Origin of the sequence: Noviherbaspirillum pedocola, assembly GCF_016632335.1 — a bacterium.
Taxonomy (GTDB): Bacteria; Pseudomonadota; Gammaproteobacteria; order Burkholderiales; family Burkholderiaceae_D; genus Noviherbaspirillum_A; species Noviherbaspirillum_A pedocola.
This window is the reverse complement of the sequence record NZ_JAEPBG010000002.1, coordinates 283,304-300,612: the sequence shown is the minus strand read 5'-3', so window position 1 is coordinate 300,612 and position 17,309 is coordinate 283,304. Positions and strand designations below refer to the sequence as shown.

17 protein-coding genes and 5 tRNA genes are annotated in these 17,309 nt (G+C 59.0%); all 22 read right to left on the bottom strand.

Features of this window, described 5'->3' with window-relative positions:
• Positions 1-107: 107 nt before the first annotated feature.
• The 22 genes from JJB74_RS06600 to rpoE all read right to left on the bottom strand — a co-directional run bounded on the left by JJB74_RS06600 (position 108) and on the right by rpoE (position 17,246).
• On the bottom strand, positions 108-1,142 hold the full coding sequence (locus tag JJB74_RS06600; RefSeq protein WP_200591026.1) for a hypothetical protein: 1,035 nt from the start codon (positions 1,140-1,142) through the stop codon (positions 108-110).
• 289 nt (positions 1,143-1,431) lie between these two features.
• Positions 1,432-1,508, bottom strand: a tRNA-Val gene (locus JJB74_RS06595).
• A gap of 222 nt (positions 1,509-1,730) precedes the next feature.
• Positions 1,731-1,804, bottom strand: a tRNA-Cys gene (locus tag JJB74_RS06590).
• Between the two features lie 66 nt (positions 1,805-1,870).
• Positions 1,871-1,946 (bottom strand) — tRNA-Gly (locus tag JJB74_RS06585).
• 67 nt (positions 1,947-2,013) lie between these two features.
• Positions 2,014-2,089, bottom strand: a tRNA-Gly gene (locus JJB74_RS06580).
• Positions 2,090-2,209: 120 nt separating this feature from the next.
• Positions 2,210-2,285 (bottom strand) — tRNA-Gly (locus tag JJB74_RS06575).
• A 62-nt stretch (positions 2,286-2,347) separates the two neighbouring features.
• Positions 2,348-2,926, bottom strand: coding sequence for a CDP-diacylglycerol--glycerol-3-phosphate 3-phosphatidyltransferase (pgsA, locus tag JJB74_RS06570; protein WP_200591025.1), 579 nt, complete (start codon positions 2,924-2,926; stop codon positions 2,348-2,350).
• 64 nt (positions 2,927-2,990) lie between these two features.
• Positions 2,991-4,847, bottom strand: coding sequence for an excinuclease ABC subunit UvrC (gene uvrC, locus JJB74_RS06565; RefSeq protein ID WP_200591024.1), 1,857 nt, complete (start codon positions 4,845-4,847; stop codon positions 2,991-2,993).
• 28 nt (positions 4,848-4,875) lie between these two features.
• The gene (gene nagZ, locus JJB74_RS06560; RefSeq protein WP_234484011.1) at positions 4,876-5,922 is read right to left on the bottom strand and encodes a beta-N-acetylhexosaminidase; all 1,047 of its coding nucleotides are present in this window, start codon (positions 5,920-5,922) and stop codon (positions 4,876-4,878) included.
• Positions 5,919-6,311 (bottom strand): holo-ACP synthase, encoded by a 393-nt coding sequence (acpS, locus tag JJB74_RS06555; RefSeq protein WP_200591023.1) that lies wholly within the window; start codon positions 6,309-6,311, stop codon positions 5,919-5,921. Before acpS ends, nagZ begins: the two co-directional genes overlap by 4 nt.
• The gene (gene pdxJ, locus JJB74_RS06550; RefSeq protein ID WP_200591022.1) at positions 6,308-7,075 is read right to left on the bottom strand and encodes a pyridoxine 5'-phosphate synthase; all 768 of its coding nucleotides are present in this window, start codon (positions 7,073-7,075) and stop codon (positions 6,308-6,310) included. Before pdxJ ends, acpS begins: the two co-directional genes overlap by 4 nt.
• A gap of 26 nt (positions 7,076-7,101) precedes the next feature.
• Positions 7,102-7,920: a DNA repair protein RecO gene (gene recO / locus JJB74_RS06545; protein ID WP_200591021.1), complete on the bottom strand. Its 819-nt coding sequence runs from the start codon at positions 7,918-7,920 to the stop codon at positions 7,102-7,104.
• 6 nt (positions 7,921-7,926) lie between these two features.
• On the bottom strand, positions 7,927-8,829 hold the full coding sequence (gene era / locus JJB74_RS06540) for a GTPase Era (protein WP_200591020.1): 903 nt from the start codon (positions 8,827-8,829) through the stop codon (positions 7,927-7,929).
• Positions 8,826-9,740 (bottom strand): ribonuclease III, encoded by a 915-nt coding sequence (rnc, locus tag JJB74_RS06535; protein ID WP_200591019.1) that lies wholly within the window; start codon positions 9,738-9,740, stop codon positions 8,826-8,828. Before rnc ends, era begins: the two co-directional genes overlap by 4 nt.
• A 19-nt stretch (positions 9,741-9,759) precedes the next feature.
• Positions 9,760-10,146, bottom strand: coding sequence for a DUF4845 domain-containing protein (locus JJB74_RS06530; protein WP_200591018.1), 387 nt, complete (start codon positions 10,144-10,146; stop codon positions 9,760-9,762).
• A 23-nt stretch (positions 10,147-10,169) separates the two neighbouring features.
• Entirely contained in the window at positions 10,170-11,081 is a 912-nt protein-coding gene (gene lepB, locus JJB74_RS06525; RefSeq protein ID WP_200591017.1) for a signal peptidase I, read from the bottom strand.
• Positions 11,078-12,871 carry a translation elongation factor 4 gene (gene lepA, locus JJB74_RS06520; RefSeq protein ID WP_200591016.1) on the bottom strand — a complete coding sequence of 598 codons (1,794 nt, stop codon included), beginning with the start codon at positions 12,869-12,871 and terminating at the stop codon, positions 11,078-11,080. The genes lepB and lepA overlap by 4 nt, the downstream gene beginning before the upstream one ends.
• A 295-nt stretch (positions 12,872-13,166) precedes the next feature.
• A complete protein-coding gene (locus JJB74_RS33085; RefSeq protein WP_200591015.1) occupies positions 13,167-13,487 on the bottom strand; it encodes a glutaredoxin family protein in 321 nt (106 codons plus the stop codon).
• A 15-nt stretch (positions 13,488-13,502) separates the two neighbouring features.
• The gene (locus JJB74_RS06510) at positions 13,503-14,987 is read right to left on the bottom strand and encodes a DegQ family serine endoprotease (protein WP_200591014.1); all 1,485 of its coding nucleotides are present in this window, start codon (positions 14,985-14,987) and stop codon (positions 13,503-13,505) included.
• Positions 14,988-14,991: 4 nt separating this feature from the next.
• Complete coding sequence (locus JJB74_RS06505; RefSeq protein WP_200591013.1) at positions 14,992-15,999, bottom strand: MucB/RseB C-terminal domain-containing protein; 1,008 nt, start codon at positions 15,997-15,999, stop codon at positions 14,992-14,994.
• Positions 16,000-16,004: 5 nt separating this feature from the next.
• Positions 16,005-16,583, bottom strand: a complete 579-nt coding sequence (locus JJB74_RS06500; RefSeq protein ID WP_200591012.1) for a sigma-E factor negative regulatory protein — start codon at positions 16,581-16,583, stop codon at positions 16,005-16,007.
• 60 nt (positions 16,584-16,643) lie between these two features.
• Positions 16,644-17,246: an RNA polymerase sigma factor RpoE gene (gene rpoE / locus JJB74_RS06495; RefSeq protein ID WP_194713749.1), complete on the bottom strand. Its 603-nt coding sequence runs from the start codon at positions 17,244-17,246 to the stop codon at positions 16,644-16,646.
• Positions 17,247-17,309 lie beyond the last annotated feature (63 nt).

Genomic DNA, 17,309 nt, shown 5'->3' with positions numbered 1-17,309 from the left:
CGCACAATCAAATTCAGAACTCGCTATTCCAGGATTGCGTCTGCCGCTGCAGATTTCGGTCCACGCATAAAGACCCGCGTGCATGGTGGGCACGCGGATTCAACTCATCAGTTCTTGACTGCGCTTACCAGGTCGATCTGGACGTTGGTCAGCCAGGTGCCGGACGTCGGGTTGCCAGCCGGATAGGTGCGTACGCCGGTATACCTTACGTTGCGGCCGAGGACCGGGTCGAAATATTCGGTCACGTCCTGTTGATACGTGCCGCCGGGAAGCAGGGTCTGCGTGCTGTTGGTGACGACCGTTCGGGTGTCGATCTGCAGTGCGTTGAACAATCCGCCCGGGGTAGCGATCTGGACCATGCCTTTCACGGTAGCGGTGAAGCTTTCGTCCTGGCTGTTGTTGCCGCAAACGGTTTTCCAGTTGCCGTTGTAGGCAGAGGTCGGCGTCAGTGGGAAGGCCAGGAGTTTTTCTTCAGGAGTGAATGTTGCTGTTGTGCAGCTGGTGAGCGGATTCGCATTCTGGTCGGTATAAGACGTACGGTTGCCATTGCTGTTCAATTGCACGGTTTGGTAAGTCGCACCGTTCGGATCCTTGTAAGCCTCGGTCCAGCCATTAGCGCTGATTGCTGTGACCACGTGCGTGGAGAGCGGCTGGGCGAAGTCCTGCGTGCTTCCCAGTTGTTTGTCGACTTCCGAATAGGTGAAGGTATCGCCAACCACCGGCGTGACCGCATTGAAGCTGTTGCTGCTGCCCTGAATCGCCAGGGTAATCGTGGCCAGTGCCGGGGATTTGCTGGTGTTGAACGCCAGCTTGCCGATCGTGGCATTGGTCGAGCTGATCGTCGCCTTGAATTGCGTCGGCGAATTGGCAGTCTCGTTCGCTTGCGCCGTGCCATAGGTCTTGGTGAGAAGGATCGCCGGCTCGGACGCATCCAGCTCGACTTCCTGGCCCGTCAGCACGCCCAGCACCTTGCTCTCGCCAGCCTTGATGGTGAAATTGACCGGCTGGCCATTGATCTTTGCCGTCAGCTGCAGCGTCGAAGGACCCGTAGGTGCAGTGCTGGTTCCACCGCCGCCTCCGCCGCCCCCGCAGGCTGTCAGAGCAAAGGAAATGCAGGAAATTGCAATAATTTTGGCTTTCATGATCGTTCCGTTATCTATCCTGTATGCAGTGTTTTATGTCCCATCTCCCCAATCGCAATTTCTTCCGATTAATGTCTCCGAATTATTGCGATAACGATGCCGGGCGCGCGATTCAGTATGGATACAAAATTCTTAACAGGCTTGAGGCTGGACAATAGACTGTTAGACAACAAATTCATTACGGCAAAAAATTTTCCAGTTCTTGTTCAGGCGCAAAATTGCGGAAAATCACGCAATTCAAATAAAAAAGCCGACCGCAATAACGGCCGGCTTTTTATTTAGCGAAGAGTGGTAGGCACGAATGGATTCGAACCACTGACCCCTACCATGTGAAGGTAGTGCTCTAACCAGCTGAGCTACGTGCCTGCAGGAATACGTAACGATGTTTATTTATCGCATCTGCTGTGCGGCGATTATAGAAAATTTGAAAGGAAAATAACAAGGCGGCAATGTTGATGACGATCAATGAAACGCCTTATCTTAATTCAGAGAAAGAAAGTCCTCTTTCCTTTGGTCAGTAATATAAATTCCGAAGTGGAAAAACAAAAAGGCTTGATGCTGTTGCATCAAGCCTTTTTCATCTGGATTTGGAGGCGGGGGTCGGAATTGAACCGGCGTAGACGGCTTTGCAGGCCGCTGCATAACCACTTTGCTACCCCGCCATGATCATCACGACGTACTGCAATGCATCCGGTTGTTATGCGACACCGGGGCACTTTACTGAAACATGGAGCGGGAGAAGAGTCTCGAACTCTCGACCTCAACCTTGGCAAGGTTGCGCTCTACCAACTGAGCTACTCCCGCATGTTTGCTGCAAAGGCGACCTTTGAATCTGGTCACCTGACGAAAGAGTTTGCTTCCGTTTGAAATCTGGAGCGGGAGAAGAGTCTCGAACTCTCGACCTCAACCTTGGCAAGGTTGCGCTCTACCAACTGAGCTACTCCCGCTTGGAGTTTCCAGCGCAACCAGGGCACTGGACATGTTCACTTACGATGCATTCGACGCCTGCCGCACGTCGCTCCTGTCACAAAAAAAGAAGCCAATGATGTGGCTTCTTTCATGAAACCTGGAGCGGGAGAAGAGTCTCGAACTCTCGACCTCAACCTTGGCAAGGTTGCGCTCTACCAACTGAGCTACTCCCGCGTCACCGAAGTGAGCCCGAATTATAGAGGTTTGAAATGTTGTGTCAAGGGCACATCCCGGTTTTACTTCTGTTCGGTTGCTTTGATCAGCGGCCATGCGCGGCGCAGGTAATACAGCATTGACCAGACGGTCAGCACAGCCGCAATCAGCAGCAGCCATTGCCCCCAGAATCCGGTGTCGATGACGCCGAATAGGCGTCCGTAAAACAGCAGCATTGGTATCGCGCACATCTGCGCCGTGGTCTTGATCTTGCCGATCGAGCTGACCGCGACCGACTTGGAAGCGCCGATCTGCGCCATCCATTCGCGCAAGGCCGAGATCGCAATCTCCCGACCGATGATGATGAAGGCAAGGATCGAGTCCGCCCGGCCCAGGTGCACCAGCAGCAGCAATGCGCCGGCGACCATCAGCTTGTCGGCGACCGGATCGAGGAAGGCGCCGAAGGCCGAGGTTTCATTCCAGCGGCGCGCGAGAAAGCCGTCGAACCAGTCCGTAATCGCCGCGACGATAAAAATCGCCGTCGATGCCACGCCCTTGGCATACAGCGACATCCAGGCGTCCGGAAGATAGAACACTCCGACCACCAGAGGAATGAGCGCCATGCGCAGCCAGGTCAGCAGAATCGGGATATTGAACGGCATAAGGGAATGGTTGATGAGGATAGTGCGCGCCGGGTTGACGCCCCTGGTCGATGCAGCGCGTAATTTAATGGAGTTGCCGATAAATGTCTTCCGCGAGTTGACGCGAAATGCCTTCGACCGATGCCAGTTCCTCGACGCTGGCAGCCACCACGCCGCGCAGGCCACCGAAGCGCGCGAGCAGTTTCTGGCGCCGCTTCGCGCCCACGCCCTCGATTTCCTCGAGCTGAGAACTCTGCCGCGCCTTGGCACGCTTGGCGCGCATGCCGGTGATGGCGAAACGATGCGCTTCATCGCGGATCTGCGCGACCAGCATCAGCGCGGCCGATTCCTTGCCAAGTTCCTGGGGCGCCCGGCCGTCGGCAAAGATCAGCGTTTCCAGGCCGACCCTCCTGCCCTCGCCTTTCGCCACGCCGACGATTAGTCCGATGTCCAGGCCAAGTTCGACAAACACCTGACGCGCCATCTCGACCTGGCCCTTGCCGCCATCGACCAGCACCACGTCCGGCATCACGCCGTCGCCGTTGGCTACCTTCTCATAGCGCCGCGTCAGCACCTGGCGCATCGCCGCATAATCGTCTCCCGGCGTGATGTCATTGATGTTGTAGCGCCGGTATTCGCTGTTCTGCATCGTGTGATGGTGGAATACCACACAGGATGCCTGGGTCGCCTCGCCCTGCGTATGGCTGATATCAAAGCACTCGATGCGCAGGGTTTCGATGTCTTCGGTTTCTAGGGCAAGCGCATCGACCAGCGCGCGCGTCCTGGCCTGTTGCGAACCCTGTTCGGACAGCAGCCGTGCCAGCGATATTTCCGCACCTTTCTGCGCCATTTCCAGCCACTGCCGACGCTGTCCCTGCGGCTGGAACACCAGGTTGATCCGGTGGCCGCATTGCTCCATCAGCGCCATCATCAGTTCCGGCTCATCCAGCTCCAGGTTCAGCACCAGCGTGGACGGGATGAACTTGTCCAGATAATGCTGCGCCAGGAAAGCCTTGAGCACCTCGACATCGACCGGCCCTTCGGAAGCCGCCATCGCGCCGTCGACATGCAACGGAAAATAAGCGCGGTCGCCAAGGTGCCGCCCGCCGCGCACCATTGCCAGGTTCACGCAGGCGCGTCCGCCCTGCACTACCACAGCAATGATGTCGATGTCCGCATCGTTGCCGGTTTCCATCGTCTGCTGATGCAGTACCCGTGACAGCGCGCTGATCTGATTGCGCACCGCCGCAGCCTGTTCGAACTTCAGATCAGAGGCGAAGGCATGCATTTTCGCTTCGAGCGCGGCCATCAACTCCTTTTGCTTTCCGCGCAGGAAGTTGGCGGCGTTTTCCACGTCTGCCGCGTAATCCTCTTCACTGATGGCCTTCACGCAGGGCGCGCTGCAGCGATGGATCTGGTGAAGCAGGCATGGCCGGGTACGGTTGGCGAATACCGAATCCTCACAGGTGCGCAGCAGGAAAATCTTCTGCAGGATCTGCATCGATTCCTTCACCGCCCACGCGCTGGGAAACGGACCGAAATACTGGTTCTTCTTGTCCACCGCGCCGCGGTAATAGGCCATGCGCGGGAAAGCGTCACCGGACAGCTTGAGATAGGGATAAGACTTGTCGTCGCGGAACAGGATGTTGTAGCGCGGCTGCAGTGTCTTGATCAGGTTGTTTTCCAGCAGCAGCGCCTCGGCTTCACTGCGAGTCACCGTGGTTTCCAGCCGGGCGATGCGCTCAACCATCATCGCAATGCGCGGACTGGCGATGGTCTTCTGAAAGTAGCTGGATACGCGCTTCTTCAGGTCGCGCGCCTTGCCGACATACAGCAGCACGTTGTCGGCATCGAAATAGCGGTACACCCCCGGCAGATGCGGCAGCTTGGCTACGGTTTCCAGCACGACTGCGCGCGGATCGGGAGCGGTGGTTTCAGACATGTTCCAGCGTCAGGCAATACGAATGGATTCAGGACAAGGCTTCGATCAGGCGCTTGGCTTCGCGATAACGCGGCTGTTGCTGCAGGATTTCCCAGGATGGCGCAGCGCCGCCGGGCTTGAGCGCGGCTAGGCGGGCAACGGATGCGGCATCATGCGCCGCATCGCCGAGTTCCGCGAGCAGGCGGTCGGCCTTGTCCGGCGAATTGCAGATCAGGACCATGTCGCAACCGGCCTCCAGCGCGGCGCGGGCGCCATCGGTCACGCTGCCGGCCACACTGGCGCCTTCCATGCTCAGGTCGTCGCTAAAGATCACGCCGCCGAAACCGAAGCGCTCGCGCAGCATGCCCAGCCACACCGGCGAAAACCCGGCCGGGCGCGCATCGACTTGCGGATAAATCACATGCGCCGGCATTACCGCAGCCAGGCTCATGCCGAGCCAGCCGTACGGCGCCGCATCCTGCTCCAGGATGTCGTCGAGATTGCGCTCATCGACCGGAATTGCCACATGTGAATCGGCGCGCACGAAGCCATGCCCGGGGAAATGCTTGCCGCAATTGGCCATGCCGGCCAGCGCCAGGCCATGGTTGAGGCTGCGCGCCAGCATCGCCACTGCGCGCGGACCGCGGTGGAACGCGCGGTCGCCGATGACGCCGGATTCGCCATAGTCCAGATCCAGCACCGGCGTGAACGACAGATCGATGCCGCAGGCGCGCAGCTCGGCGGCCAGCACGTAGCCGACCGCAGTGGCGGCATTCAGTGCCTGCGCTTCGTCGGTATCCCACAAGTCGCCGAGGCGGCGCATCGCCGGCAGGCGGGTGAAGCCGTCGCTGCGAAAACGCTGCACTCTGCCGCCTTCATGGTCCACCGCGATCAGCACGTCGGGACGCAAGGCGCGAATGGCGCCGGTCAGCGCGATCAATTGATGGCGGCTTTCGAAATTGCGCGCGAACAGGATCACGCCACCGGTCAGCGGATGCACGATGCGGCGGATATCTTCGCTCGTCAGCGTTGTGCCAACCACGTCGAGCATGACCGGCCCGATGTCGGCGCGGCCTGCCTGGCTACTCTCTTTCATGTTTTCTCCACGATGACGAAGGCGACTGCGTATTCGTCTTCATCGGTAATCGATACCTGAGCGGTCCAGCCACCGGACTCCATGTGCGCTTTCAGCGCGCCGCTGGTGACGATCACCGGCTTGCCGCTCGGCGCGTTCAGCGTCTGCACCGCGCGCCAGGTCATCGGCATGCGCATGCCCAGGCCGATTGCCTTGGAAAAGGCTTCCTTGGCGGCGAAGCGGGTCGCAAGAAAGCGCACGCCACGCGCTTCCACCTTGGCGCGCCGCGCATGGAATTTCTTCAATTCCTCTTCGCCGAGCACCTTTTCCGCAAAGCGGTCGCCGTGACGGCGCAAGGCGGCTTCGATACGCGCGATGCGGATGATGTCGGTGCCGATGCCGACGATCATGGCCGCGCCTTGCCCAGGCGGGCCGCGATCATGATGCCTTTCATGTCGCGGATCGCCTTTTGCCAGCCGGAGAACACGGCTTGCGCGACGATCGCATGGCCAATATTCAATTCGGCAATCTCCGGAATCGCGGCGATCGCCTGCACATTGGTGTAGTGCAATCCGTGGCCGGCGTTCACCTTCAGGCCATGGCGCACGCCCGCAATCACGCCGGCGCGAATGCGCTCGAGTTCAGCCGCCTGCCGGGCCGCATCTTCGGCATCCGCATAGCGACCGGTGTGCAATTCGATGACCGGCGCGCCGGCTTCGGCCGCCGCGGCGATCTGTTCGTCATCCGGATCGATGAACAGGCTGACCTGTATGCCGGCGTCGCGCAGCTGGCGCACCGCGGCCTGCACCGCCGGGAAATAGCGGCGCACATCCAGCCCGCCCTCAGTGGTCACTTCCTCGCGCCGTTCCGGCACCAGGCACACATCCTGCGGCCGGATACGACAGGCGAAGTCCAGCATTTCCGGCGTGACCGCCGATTCCAGGTTCATCCGGGTAGTCAGACGCGGACGTATCGCTTCCACGTCCGCATCGCGGATGTGGCGACGATCCTCGCGCAGGTGCAGCGTGATTGCATCGGCGCCGGCCTCCTCGGCCAACAGCGCTGCCTGGACCGGGTCGGGATAAGTCGTACCGCGCGCATTGCGCAGCGTAGCGACGTGATCGATATTGACGCCAAGTTCGATGACCTGGGGATTGGCTTGCAGGAAACTCATGGCATCCGTTCTTCGGTGGACAAGGGCTATAACTGCATCAGGTCCAGCAGTATCTGCCGGGTATTCAGCGGCGCGCCGCCGAGATGATGCGCCAGCAGGAAGCGCATCAGGAACTTGCTCTGGGTCTGGGTAGCCGGATCGGTGTAGTCGCCGGCCTGCATGTCGATCAGCGTTTTGCCGGTCACCTTCAATGCGGTGTCCGAGACCTGCGCGGGTCGAGGGCCGCGCTCGGGGTCGACCACATACCAGACTTCCGGATCGACCTGCTGCCGGGTGCCGGCGTCGAGAGAAATGTCGCCCGCCACGCCGGTTTCGCGCAGCAGCGCCAGTTCGAAGCGCCGCAGCACGATAGGCGCCGGCTCGTCATGGCCGAGCTCGTTCAAGGCTCCGACGTAACGTTCGAACAGCGCCGGATGCGGATCGTCGCGCGCCAGCATCTTCATTACCAGCTCGTTCAGATAAAAGCCGCACAGCAGCGCCGATCTTTCCAGCGGCATCAGCCCGCCTATCCATTCGGCGGCGATCAGTGTGCGCACTTCGGATTTGCCGCTCCAGGTCACTGACAGCGGCTGGAAGGTTTGCAACACGCCGCGCAGCTTCGAATGCGGCCGCTTCGCGCCCTTGGCCACCAGCGCGATACGGCCGTGGTCGCGGCTGAATACATCGACGATGAGGCTGGTTTCCTTGTACGGATAACTGTGCAGCACGAAAGCCGGCTGTTCCGAAACCCGGTGTTCGAGCGCGCGTGCGCGGCGGATCGCGGCCTGCTCGGTCTTGGCCGGCATGCCTTCCGCCGCCTGCTGCGGCAGCGCTGCTCCCCTCAGCTCGCCGGGACTATCCACCATCGCGCCTCACTCGTAGCCGTAGGCGCGCAGCCTGGCTTCGTTGTCGGCCCAACCGGATTTCACCTTGACCCAGATCTCGAGATACACCGGCCCGCCAAACAGCTTTTCCATGTCCAGCCGGGCCTGCGTGGAGATTTCCTTCAACCGTGCGCCCTTCTGGCCGATCAGCATCGCCTTGTGGCTGTCGCGCTCGACCAGGATCGCCGCGAATACCCGACGCAGATTGCCTTCCTGCTCAAACTTCTCGATCAGCACGGTGCTGGTGTACGGCAATTCTTCGCCGACGAAACGGAAGACCTTCTCCCGAACGATTTCCGCCGCGAGGAATTTTTCGCTGCGGTCGGTAATGTCATCGGCATCGAAGATCGGCGCATTTTCGGGCAGCCGCTTTTCGATCTCGTCCTGCAACTCCTGCATCTGAAACCGTTGCTTGGCCGACACAGGCACGATGGCGGCAAACGGATAGCGAGCGGCCACTTCCTGCGCAAAGGGCATCAGCGTCTTCTTGTCCTTTGCGCGGTCAGCCTTGTTGAGGACCAGGATGCAGGGCACTTCCTTCGGGATCAGGTCCAGCACCTGCTGGTCGGCCGGGCCGAAGGTGCCGGCTTCGACGACGAACAGGATCACGTCGGAAGCAGTCAGGGTATCGGTGACGGTGCGGTTCAGGTTCCGGTTCAGCGGATTGTTGTGCCGGGTCTGGAATCCGGGCGTATCGACATAGATGAACTGCGCATGCTCGGATGTCTGTATGCCGGTGATGCGGTGCCGGGTCGTCTGCGCCTTGCGCGAGGTGATGCTGACCTTGGCGCCGATCATCACGTTCATCAGGGTCGATTTGCCGACGTTCGGACGACCGACGATGGCGATATAGCCGCAGCGAAAGCCGGGCTCGGATTGGTCTGCTGTCATGCGCTTTTGCTGTGGGGTGCGACTTTGTGCGGAAGGTTGTCGGCCTTCGGCTCGATATCGAAAGAAGCCTGTGCCGGCGCCGCCGGTGGACTCTCCGGCTCGTGACGGACTTGGGCGGAAGCAGGCGGGACTTGTGGCGGCTCGTCGATCGGCAAGTCAGCCTGTATCGTGGCAATGCCGGCCAACTTCAGCTGAGAATTGCGCGGCTTGCTCTTGCGCGGCGGCGTTGGCGTCTTCTGCAAGACTTTCTGCACCGCTTCCAGCGCAAGCTTTGCGGCAGCCTGCTCGCCTGCTCGCCGGCTGCCGCCGGTGCCGAATACCTGGATATCGAGTTTCGGCACTAGGCATTCCACCTCGAATTCCTGGTTATGCGCCGCGCCGTGCGTTGCCACGACGTTGTACTGCGGCAATGCTATTTTCTTGCCCTGCAGGAATTCCTGCAGCAGAGTTTTCGCATCCTTGCCGAGTGTTTTCGGATCGACGTTGTCCAGCACCGGGATGTAGAGCGAGCGGATGACCTTGCGCGCCGCTTCGAAACTGCCGTCCAGGAAAATAGCGCCAAACAGTGCCTCGAGCGTGTCGGCCAGGATGGAAGGGCGACGAAATCCGCCGGACTTCAATTCACCTTCGCCCAGCCGCAGAAAATGCGACAGCTCGAGGCGCTGCGCAATTTCATACAGCGATTGTTGCTTGACCAGGTTCGCCCGCAAGCGCGACAGATCGCCCTCGTCGATGCGGCTATAACGATCGAACAGAATCGAAGCCACGACGCAATTCAGGATTGAATCGCCGAGAAATTCCAGGCGCTCATTATGCAAACCGCTATGGCTGCGATGGGTAAGCGCCTGCTGCAGCAGCGCGACATCGCGGAAGGTATAGCCCAGTCGGTTTTGCAGTAATGTCAAATCCATAATTTGCGTTGTCCGGCGCTTACTGCGCTTTGGCCTTGCTCGGTTTGGTGTTGTCGGTCGAGCCGTCGTAATCGAGCACCAGGCTTGCCGGCCCCATCAGCGGAATCACCTTTTGATAGGAAAAGCTCACATTGGTGACGTCGCCATTCCGTGTGATTTCCAGATCCTTGCCACTCACCGATTGAATATAGCCAACCTCGGCCTGCTTGTCGAAAGCCGCACGAATTTCCTGCGGTGTCGATCCAGCGTTACGTGCAGCGACGATCGCCTTCTTGACCGCCATGTACTCGGTGACGGTCGGCACCACCCGTATTGCCAGTACCGCGATGAGTCCAACCACCGCCAGGACAAAGATCAAACCGGTCAGGCTCAATCCGAATTGCTTTTGCTTTGACCGCAAATTCATGAAATCGCTCCCTGAGCCTGGCATCACTGAAAGCTGCCGATGCGCTTCAGGTTGCCGAGATTCATCCACACAAAGAATGCCTTGCCGACGATGTATTCGTCCGGGACAAATCCCCAGTACCGACTGTCGAGACTATTGTCGCGGTTGTCGCCCATCATGAAGTAGTGTCCGGGCGGCACCGTGCAGGCAAAGCCCTCGGAATTGTAGCTGCAGAGGTTGCGTTGCGGGAAATCATCGGGGTTGGGCACGTAGGCCGGTGCGCGTTCGTCGTTGAGGATACGGTGCGTCACGCCGTTGATTATTTCCTGATATTGCTTTGAATACGTCAGGCGTTCTTCATCAAGATAGTCGGGAAGTTGCTGGTAGCTCAGTTCCTTGCCGTTGATCGTCAGACGCTTGTTGCGATAGACGATTTTGTCGCCAGGTACACCAACCACGCGCTTGATATAGTCCAGTGAGGTGTCGCGCGGATACTTGAACACCATGACATCGCCGCGCTGCGGGTTGTTCACTTCGATGATCTTCTTGTTCACGATCGGCAAACGGATGCCATAGGTGAATTTGTTCACCAGGATCAGGTCGCCAATCTGCAGCGTCGGCACCATGGAACTGGATGGAATCTTGAACGGCTCGAACAGAAATGAACGCAGCACGAACACCAGCGCAATGACAGGGAAAAAGCTGCCCGAATATTCAACCCAGGTAGGCTGACGCATCAGCTTGGCGGCAAGCGCGCTGCGTCCATTCACATCCTGCGGCACGCCTTCGGCGACAAGACGGGCATTGCGCGCATCGAATTCGGCCAGGACCGCATCGGCGCGAGCGCGGCGCTGCTTGGATAAATAGAACACATCCAGGCACCAGATGACGCCGGTTGCCACCGTGAGTATGAAAAGAATGAGCGCGAAATTCCCCAGTAGTGCTTGCAGATTCATTTTTCTTCCACTTGTAAGATCGCCAGAAACGCTTCCTGCGGTATCTCCACCGAGCCAACCTGCTTCATCCGCTTCTTGCCCGCCTTCTGCTTTTCGAGCAGTTTGCGTTTGCGGCTGATGTCACCGCCATAACATTTTGCCAGCACATTCTTGCGCAGCGCCTTCACGTTCTCCCGGGAAATGATGTTCGAGCCGATCGCCGCCTGAATCGCCACATCGAACATCTGACGCGGGATGATTTCGCGCATTTTTGCCGCGACCGCCCTGCCGCGGTACTGGCTATTTGAGCGGTGCACGATGATCGCCAGCGCATCGACTTTCTCGCTATTGATCAGCATGTCGACTTTCACCACGTCGGCCGCACGGTATTCCTTGAATTCATAGTCCATCGACGCATAGCCGCGCGAGGTGGATTTCAGGCGGTCAAAGAAGTCCAGAACGATCTCGGCCATCGGCATTTCATACGTCAGCTGTACCTGTTTGCCGTGGTAGGTCATATTGGTTTGCACGCCGCGCTTCTGGGTGCAAAGCGTGATGACCGAACCGACGTATTCCTGCGGCATGTACAGATTGACGGTGACGATGGGCTCGCGGATTTCCTCGATTTTCGAAGGCTCCGGCATCTTCGACGGGTTGTCGACCATGATGACGGTGCCATCACGCAGCTGGACTTCATACACCACGGTCGGCGCCGTCGTGATCAGGTCCATGTCGAATTCGCGCTCCAGGCGCTCCTGCACGATTTCCATGTGCAGAAGGCCGAGGAAGCCGCAGCGAAAACCGAATCCCAGCGCCTGCGACACTTCCGGCTCGTATTGCAGCGCGGCATCGTTGAGTTTCAGCTTTTCCAGCGAGTCGCGCAGTGCGTCGTACTGGTTTGCCTCCACCGGGAACAGGCCAGCGAACACCTGGGGCTGCACTTCCTTGAATCCCGGCAGCGGTTCCGGCGCCGGCTTGCCGGCCAGGGTGACGGTGTCGCCGACCTTGGCCGCCTTCAGTTCCTTGATGCCGGCGATGATAAAGCCTACCTGTCCGGCGGAAAGACTTTCGCGGGCAACGGATTTCGGCGTGAACACGCCGACGCTTTCCACAGGATGCTGCGCGCCGGTCGCCATCAGCAGGATCTTGTCCTTGGGCCGCAGGGTGCCATTCATCACCCGGACCAGCATCACGACGCCAACGTAATTATCGAACCAGGAATCGACGATCAATGCCTGCAGCGGGCCATCCGGATCGCCCTGCGGCGGCGGCACCTTGGCGATCAGCGCCTCCAGCACATCCTCCACGCCCAAACCGCTTTTCGCCGAGCACAGCACTGCATCGCCCGCATCGATGCCGATGACTTCTTCGATTTCTCCCTTTGCATTGTCCGGGTCGGCCGAAGGCAGATCGATCTTGTTCAAGACTGGCAGGACTTCGACGCCAAGATCGAGCGCGGTGTAGCAGTTGGCTACGGTTTGCGCTTCAACACCCTGGGAGGCATCCACGACCAGCAACGCGCCCTCACAGGCGGAAAGCGAACGGCTCACTTCGTAACTGAAGTCGACATGGCCCGGCGTATCGATCAGGTTCAGGTTGTAGACCTCGCCGTCACGTGCCTTGTAGCTCAGTGCAGCGGTTTGCGCCTTGATCGTGATGCCGCGTTCGCGCTCCAGGTCCATGGAGTCGAGAACTTGCGCCTCCATTTCGCGGTCGGACAATCCGCCGCACAGCTGAATGATGCGATCGGCCAGCGTCGATTTACCGTGATCGATATGGGCGATGATCGAGAAGTTACGAATGTTATTCATTGAATCGGGGGCAATGACAAAAAAGGCGCTTCGGACCGGGATGTTCCCCAGGCGAGCGCCTCGGGGCCAATCCCGGCACGGGCGACCCTGGACTGGTGCTCATGATCTGCGCGGGCAAGGCGCGAGGAGGACACACGGCAAGCCGTTTTCAGACTGGCGACGCCGACCTCGACTATCAAAAACGGTGGCTCGGGCGGGCTCCTGCTTGAACAAGGTTCTTGTTACGCTGGTCTGCAGCCGCCGCATTTTACCGGATTTCCACAGGCGCCGATGCGCAAACTTCCCGCGCCCTGCTTCAGCCAGGCGCGAGGAAAGCGCTTACCGCGCCAGGATTGAGAAAGTAATGGCAAAGCTGGCGTGGCGGTTCGCCGTCCCGCACACCGAATAGCACCGGGACCAGTTCGTCATACTGCGCAACCAGCGTTTCATCGGCATCGATATCCACGACCTCGATGTCGACTTGCGCTTCCTTTGCATAGGGCATCAGGGCCGCCAGCATGTCTTCGCACAAATGGCACCAGGAACGGGAATAAAGCAGAAAGCGCGTCACGCGGTTGTTGAAGAAGGTTTGGGAAGTTGCGCCGACCGCGTGATCACGGCCGGCGCCAGAGTGCATCGGACTTGCGCAGCCCTACTGACCGTTCGGCTTGATCGTGACGAATTGCGAGGTATCGCCACGGCGCACCAAGGCAAGCACGGTTTTTTTCGTCTCAAGCTTGGCGACTACGGCATTGAATACCTTGCTGTCCTTGATATCCGCATTGTTGATGCGCAGAATCACATCACCGGGACGCAGGCCGGCACGCGCGGCGGCACCTTCAGCAGTCTCGACTACCACGCCGCCATCCACACGCAATTCCCGCTTCTGCACATCGGACAGATCGCCTACGGCCAAGCCAAGCGCATTGACGGCCTGCTGCGGCTTCGGCGTGGGGTTCTGCTGCTTGGCAACCTTGTCGGACTCCATGGCGGCAATCGACAGCGCGAGGTCGCGGCTCGCACCCTTGCGCCAGACCGTGATATTCGCCTTCGTGCCCGGCTTGGTATTGCCAACCATGCGGGGCAAGTCGTTCGAACGTTCGATGGGCGTGCCATTGAACTTCAGGATGATGTCGCCAGGTTCCACGCCGCCCTTGTCCGCCGGACCACCTTGTTCCACACGCTGCACCAGCGCTCCCTGTGCCTTGGCAAGACCAAGCGAATCGGCAACATCCTTGGTGACTTCACCGATCTGCACGCCGATGCGACCGCGGGTGACGTGGCCGGTGGTGCGCAGCTGGTCGGAAACCCGCATCGCTTCGTCGATCGGCACAGCGAAGGAAATGCCCATGTAACCGCCGGAACGGCTGTAGATCTGGGAATTGATACCTATGACTTCACCGCGCATGTTGATCAGCGGCCCGCCGGAATTGCCGGGATTGACGGCGACGTCAGTCTGGATCAGTGGCAGGTAGTCGCCAGTATCGCGGGCCTTCGCCGAGACGATGCCGGCAGTGACGGTGTTTTCCAAACCGAATGGGGATCCGATCGCGATCACCCATTCGCCAGCGCGGATCTTGTTGGAGTCGCCAATATTGATCTTTGGCAGATTGGCGCCTTCAATTCTGACCAGCGCCACGTCCGAGCGCTTGTCCGAGCCAATGATCTTGGCCTTGAATTCACGCTTGTCGGTAAGCGTTACGTAGACTTCATCGGCGCCTTCGACCACGTGAGCATTGGTCATGATGTAGCCATCATTCGAAATAATGAAGCCTGATCCCACCCCGCGCGGGACTTCTTCCTCCTGCTGCTGCGGGGCCTGCCTACGGCCGCGCGGCGCATCAGGCTGCGGCTGTTGCCGGGGCATCGGCACGCCAAAGAAGCGCCGAAAAAACTCTTCCATTTCCGGATCGTTCATGCCATTCGGTCCACCGGCATTGGCGCGCGCCCTTTCGGTGGTGCGAATGTTCACGACCGCCGGACCGACACGATCCACAAGGTCGGCAAAATCCGGCAAACCCGCCATTGCGGTCTGCGTCGGTTGCGCCTGCGCGGCGCTGAAAGGAGTGAAAAAGGCGCCAGCGGCGCCCAAGAGACAAACGGAAAGCAAACTTTTCGCGTAATACCCAGTTTTCATGTGCTTATTTGCTCGATTTGTATTCAATGGAGTCTGCAACCCGGCGGATTGCACTTGATGGCACTTCGCCAACAATGGTAAGCCAAAAGTTGCCGTAACGCTTGCCGATGATGTTCATCGCGCCTTGCTTGATCCATCCTTCAGTACGGCTTTGCGAGCCTGGCTCGATAAAGATGGAAATAGCCGCAAGGCCATCAGAGTACACAATCTGCGAAATTTCTCGTTGCGCCGAAACACTGTTCGCTGGGGCCGTGTCGGAAACGGCTCGGCGGACCTCTCTTATCCGGCGAAATCCCGGCGGCATGCGCGCCACGGACCACCCCGATAAATCGGCTGGGCTCATGACGGCTTTCTCGATACGCCAATCGCGCGTGCTGCCGAAACCCGGCTTGACCTGCTTTCTGTCGACATTGCCTATCGATAACTGCGTAAACGAGATCTGCTCAACGACAGCGCCGTTTTCGTCCACAGTTTGGGCACGCAGTAACAGGCCCGAGTTCTTTTCTGCCCAGAGCCGGTAACCGTAGCGCAAGTCGTCTTCGGGTTCGAGCAGGATCGATTGCGCCTCAAAGCCCGCGATCCGCGCGGGGCTGCCATCGCGAATGGTGTAATGATCCACGAGCCGATCCGCACCGGTGCCGAGAATGGCCGGAAAGACATCCTGAGTAATACGCTTTTCCACCAGCACGGTTTTTGACTCGGGAAGGTAGCAGACGATCTCGTCGTTGCTGCGGAAGTATTCCTTTGGCTTGCCGTCCAAAAGCTCCAGCCGTTCGAGTTCGCCGGTCTCGTCGGCGACATGCGTGATCCGCGAGGTGCGCATGTCGTTGCCCTGCTGGTAAATGAACGTGCCGGAATAACTCAGCTTTTGCGCAGCCGCCTGCATCTTGCGCAGCCAGGATTGAGCGTCCCGCGTGTCGGCGGAACGCACGGGACTCTCGGCATGGGCGCTGAAGGCGATGAAACTGGAGAAAAGAAGGATGTATTTAAACAGACCCAGTGTTCGCCGCATAAATCCTACTTGTTCGTTGCGCCGCTTGAGAATGCGGCTGGCCTTGCGTACTGCGTAGAGCTGTATACCGATGGCGAAAAGCGCTGGTGAGCGATCAGATATTCATCGATGTCTTGCGACCGCATTGCCGTTTCGCTGCGACCAGAACTGGCGACCGTGGCAGTGCGCGACACCTCTGCAGCAACCGGCGTCGCCGCGATTCTGGCGGCTTCGGTATCTCCCTTCATTGCCATCATCAACTGTGGTGTGGCAATGAAAGCAACCGTGGCAGCAGCAGCGGCTAGCGCACCAGGAAGGATCAATCTACGCACGCGCATCTGGCGCGGGCGTTCCCCATGCGTCGCCGGCGCCAAAATCGCCGGTTCAGCTGCCAGGCGGGCCGACATCCGCGCGGCGAAATCTTCGCTCAATCTGACACTCAGCTCATCCGATCGGAGTGCATCGCCGATCTGATGATAGACCGACCAGGACGCACGCGACTCGTCGTCATGCATGGCTGCGAGCACCGCGTCCAATTGTTCAGGGGATAGCTCCCCATCCATCGCGTCCGAAACGCGCTGCCGTGAAGTGTTTTCCAAAGTCATTGTCAACCTCGCCAAAAACAACACCAATCCCTTTTTTGCTACCGTTATTGTTCTTTTGTTCTACCACCGCTTGTCGAGCGCCGTGCCCAACAAGGGCCGCAACTTTTCGGCAATTGCTTCGCGAGCCCGGAATATGCGGCTCCGAACGGTTCCGATCGGACAACCCATGGCCTCGGCTATCTCGTCGTAGCTCAGGCCTTCAATCTCACGCAGCGTGATTGCCATCCTGAGCTCCTCGGGTAGCGCGTCCATCGCGACATTAACTGTTTCCGCAATTTGCTTCGTCGCAAGCATCGATTCCGGCGTATTAATGTCTCTTAGGTGCTCGCCGTCGTCAAAAGTTTCTGCTTCTTCCGCATCAGCTTCCGTCGAAGTCGGAGCGCGACGTCCCTGAGTGACGAGATAGTTTTTCGCCGTATTGATGCCGATGCGATACAGCCAAGTATAAAAAGCGGAATCTCCGCGGAATTGAGGAAGCGCCCGATAGGCCTTGATAAATGCTTCCTGCACCACGTCTTCCGCTTCAGCCTGATCACGAACCAAGCGTGACACAAGTCGCATGAGCTTTCTCTGATATTTGGACACCAGAAGCTCGAATGCCCTCTTGTCGCCACGCTGGACGCGTTCGACCAACAGCTGATCAATATCGCGTTCTGTCGTCAAACCCCAATCCCTTGCTATTATGCAACATACGCCCGGTCGCTTGTTGACTTGATAAAAATAAGA

Excerpts from the sequence above, each read along its gene's own strand:
- uvrC (WP_200591024.1), bottom strand. The coding sequence starts at position 4,847 with ATGTCTGAAACCACCGCTCCCGATCCGCGCGCAGTCGTGCTGGAAACC.
- pgsA (WP_200591025.1), bottom strand. The coding sequence starts at position 2,926 with ATGCCGTTCAATATCCCGATTCTGCTGACCTGGCTGCGCATGGCGCTC.
- JJB74_RS06500 (WP_200591012.1), bottom strand. The coding sequence starts at position 16,583 with ATGACTTTGGAAAACACTTCACGGCAGCGCGTTTCGGACGCGATGGAT.
- JJB74_RS06530 (WP_200591018.1), bottom strand. The coding sequence starts at position 10,146 with ATGAATTTGCGGTCAAAGCAAAAGCAATTCGGATTGAGCCTGACCGGT.
- nagZ (WP_234484011.1), bottom strand. The coding sequence starts at position 5,922 with ATGAAAGAGAGTAGCCAGGCAGGCCGCGCCGACATCGGGCCGGTCATG.
- recO (WP_200591021.1), bottom strand. The coding sequence starts at position 7,920 with ATGGTGGATAGTCCCGGCGAGCTGAGGGGAGCAGCGCTGCCGCAGCAG.
- JJB74_RS33085 (WP_200591015.1), bottom strand. The coding sequence starts at position 13,487 with ATGCACTCTGGCGCCGGCCGTGATCACGCGGTCGGCGCAACTTCCCAA.
- pdxJ (WP_200591022.1), bottom strand. The coding sequence starts at position 7,075 with ATGAGTTTCCTGCAAGCCAATCCCCAGGTCATCGAACTTGGCGTCAAT.
- JJB74_RS06510 (WP_200591014.1), bottom strand. The coding sequence starts at position 14,987 with ATGAAAACTGGGTATTACGCGAAAAGTTTGCTTTCCGTTTGTCTCTTG.
- JJB74_RS06600 (WP_200591026.1), bottom strand. The coding sequence starts at position 1,142 with ATGAAAGCCAAAATTATTGCAATTTCCTGCATTTCCTTTGCTCTGACA.
- acpS (WP_200591023.1), bottom strand. The coding sequence starts at position 6,311 with ATGATCGTCGGCATCGGCACCGACATCATCCGCATCGCGCGTATCGAA.
- era (WP_200591020.1), bottom strand. The coding sequence starts at position 8,829 with ATGACAGCAGACCAATCCGAGCCCGGCTTTCGCTGCGGCTATATCGCC.
- lepB (WP_200591017.1), bottom strand. The coding sequence starts at position 11,081 with ATGAATCTGCAAGCACTACTGGGGAATTTCGCGCTCATTCTTTTCATA.
- lepA (WP_200591016.1), bottom strand. The coding sequence starts at position 12,871 with ATGAATAACATTCGTAACTTCTCGATCATCGCCCATATCGATCACGGT.
- rnc (WP_200591019.1), bottom strand. The coding sequence starts at position 9,740 with ATGGATTTGACATTACTGCAAAACCGACTGGGCTATACCTTCCGCGAT.
- JJB74_RS06505 (WP_200591013.1), bottom strand. The coding sequence starts at position 15,999 with ATGCGGCGAACACTGGGTCTGTTTAAATACATCCTTCTTTTCTCCAGT.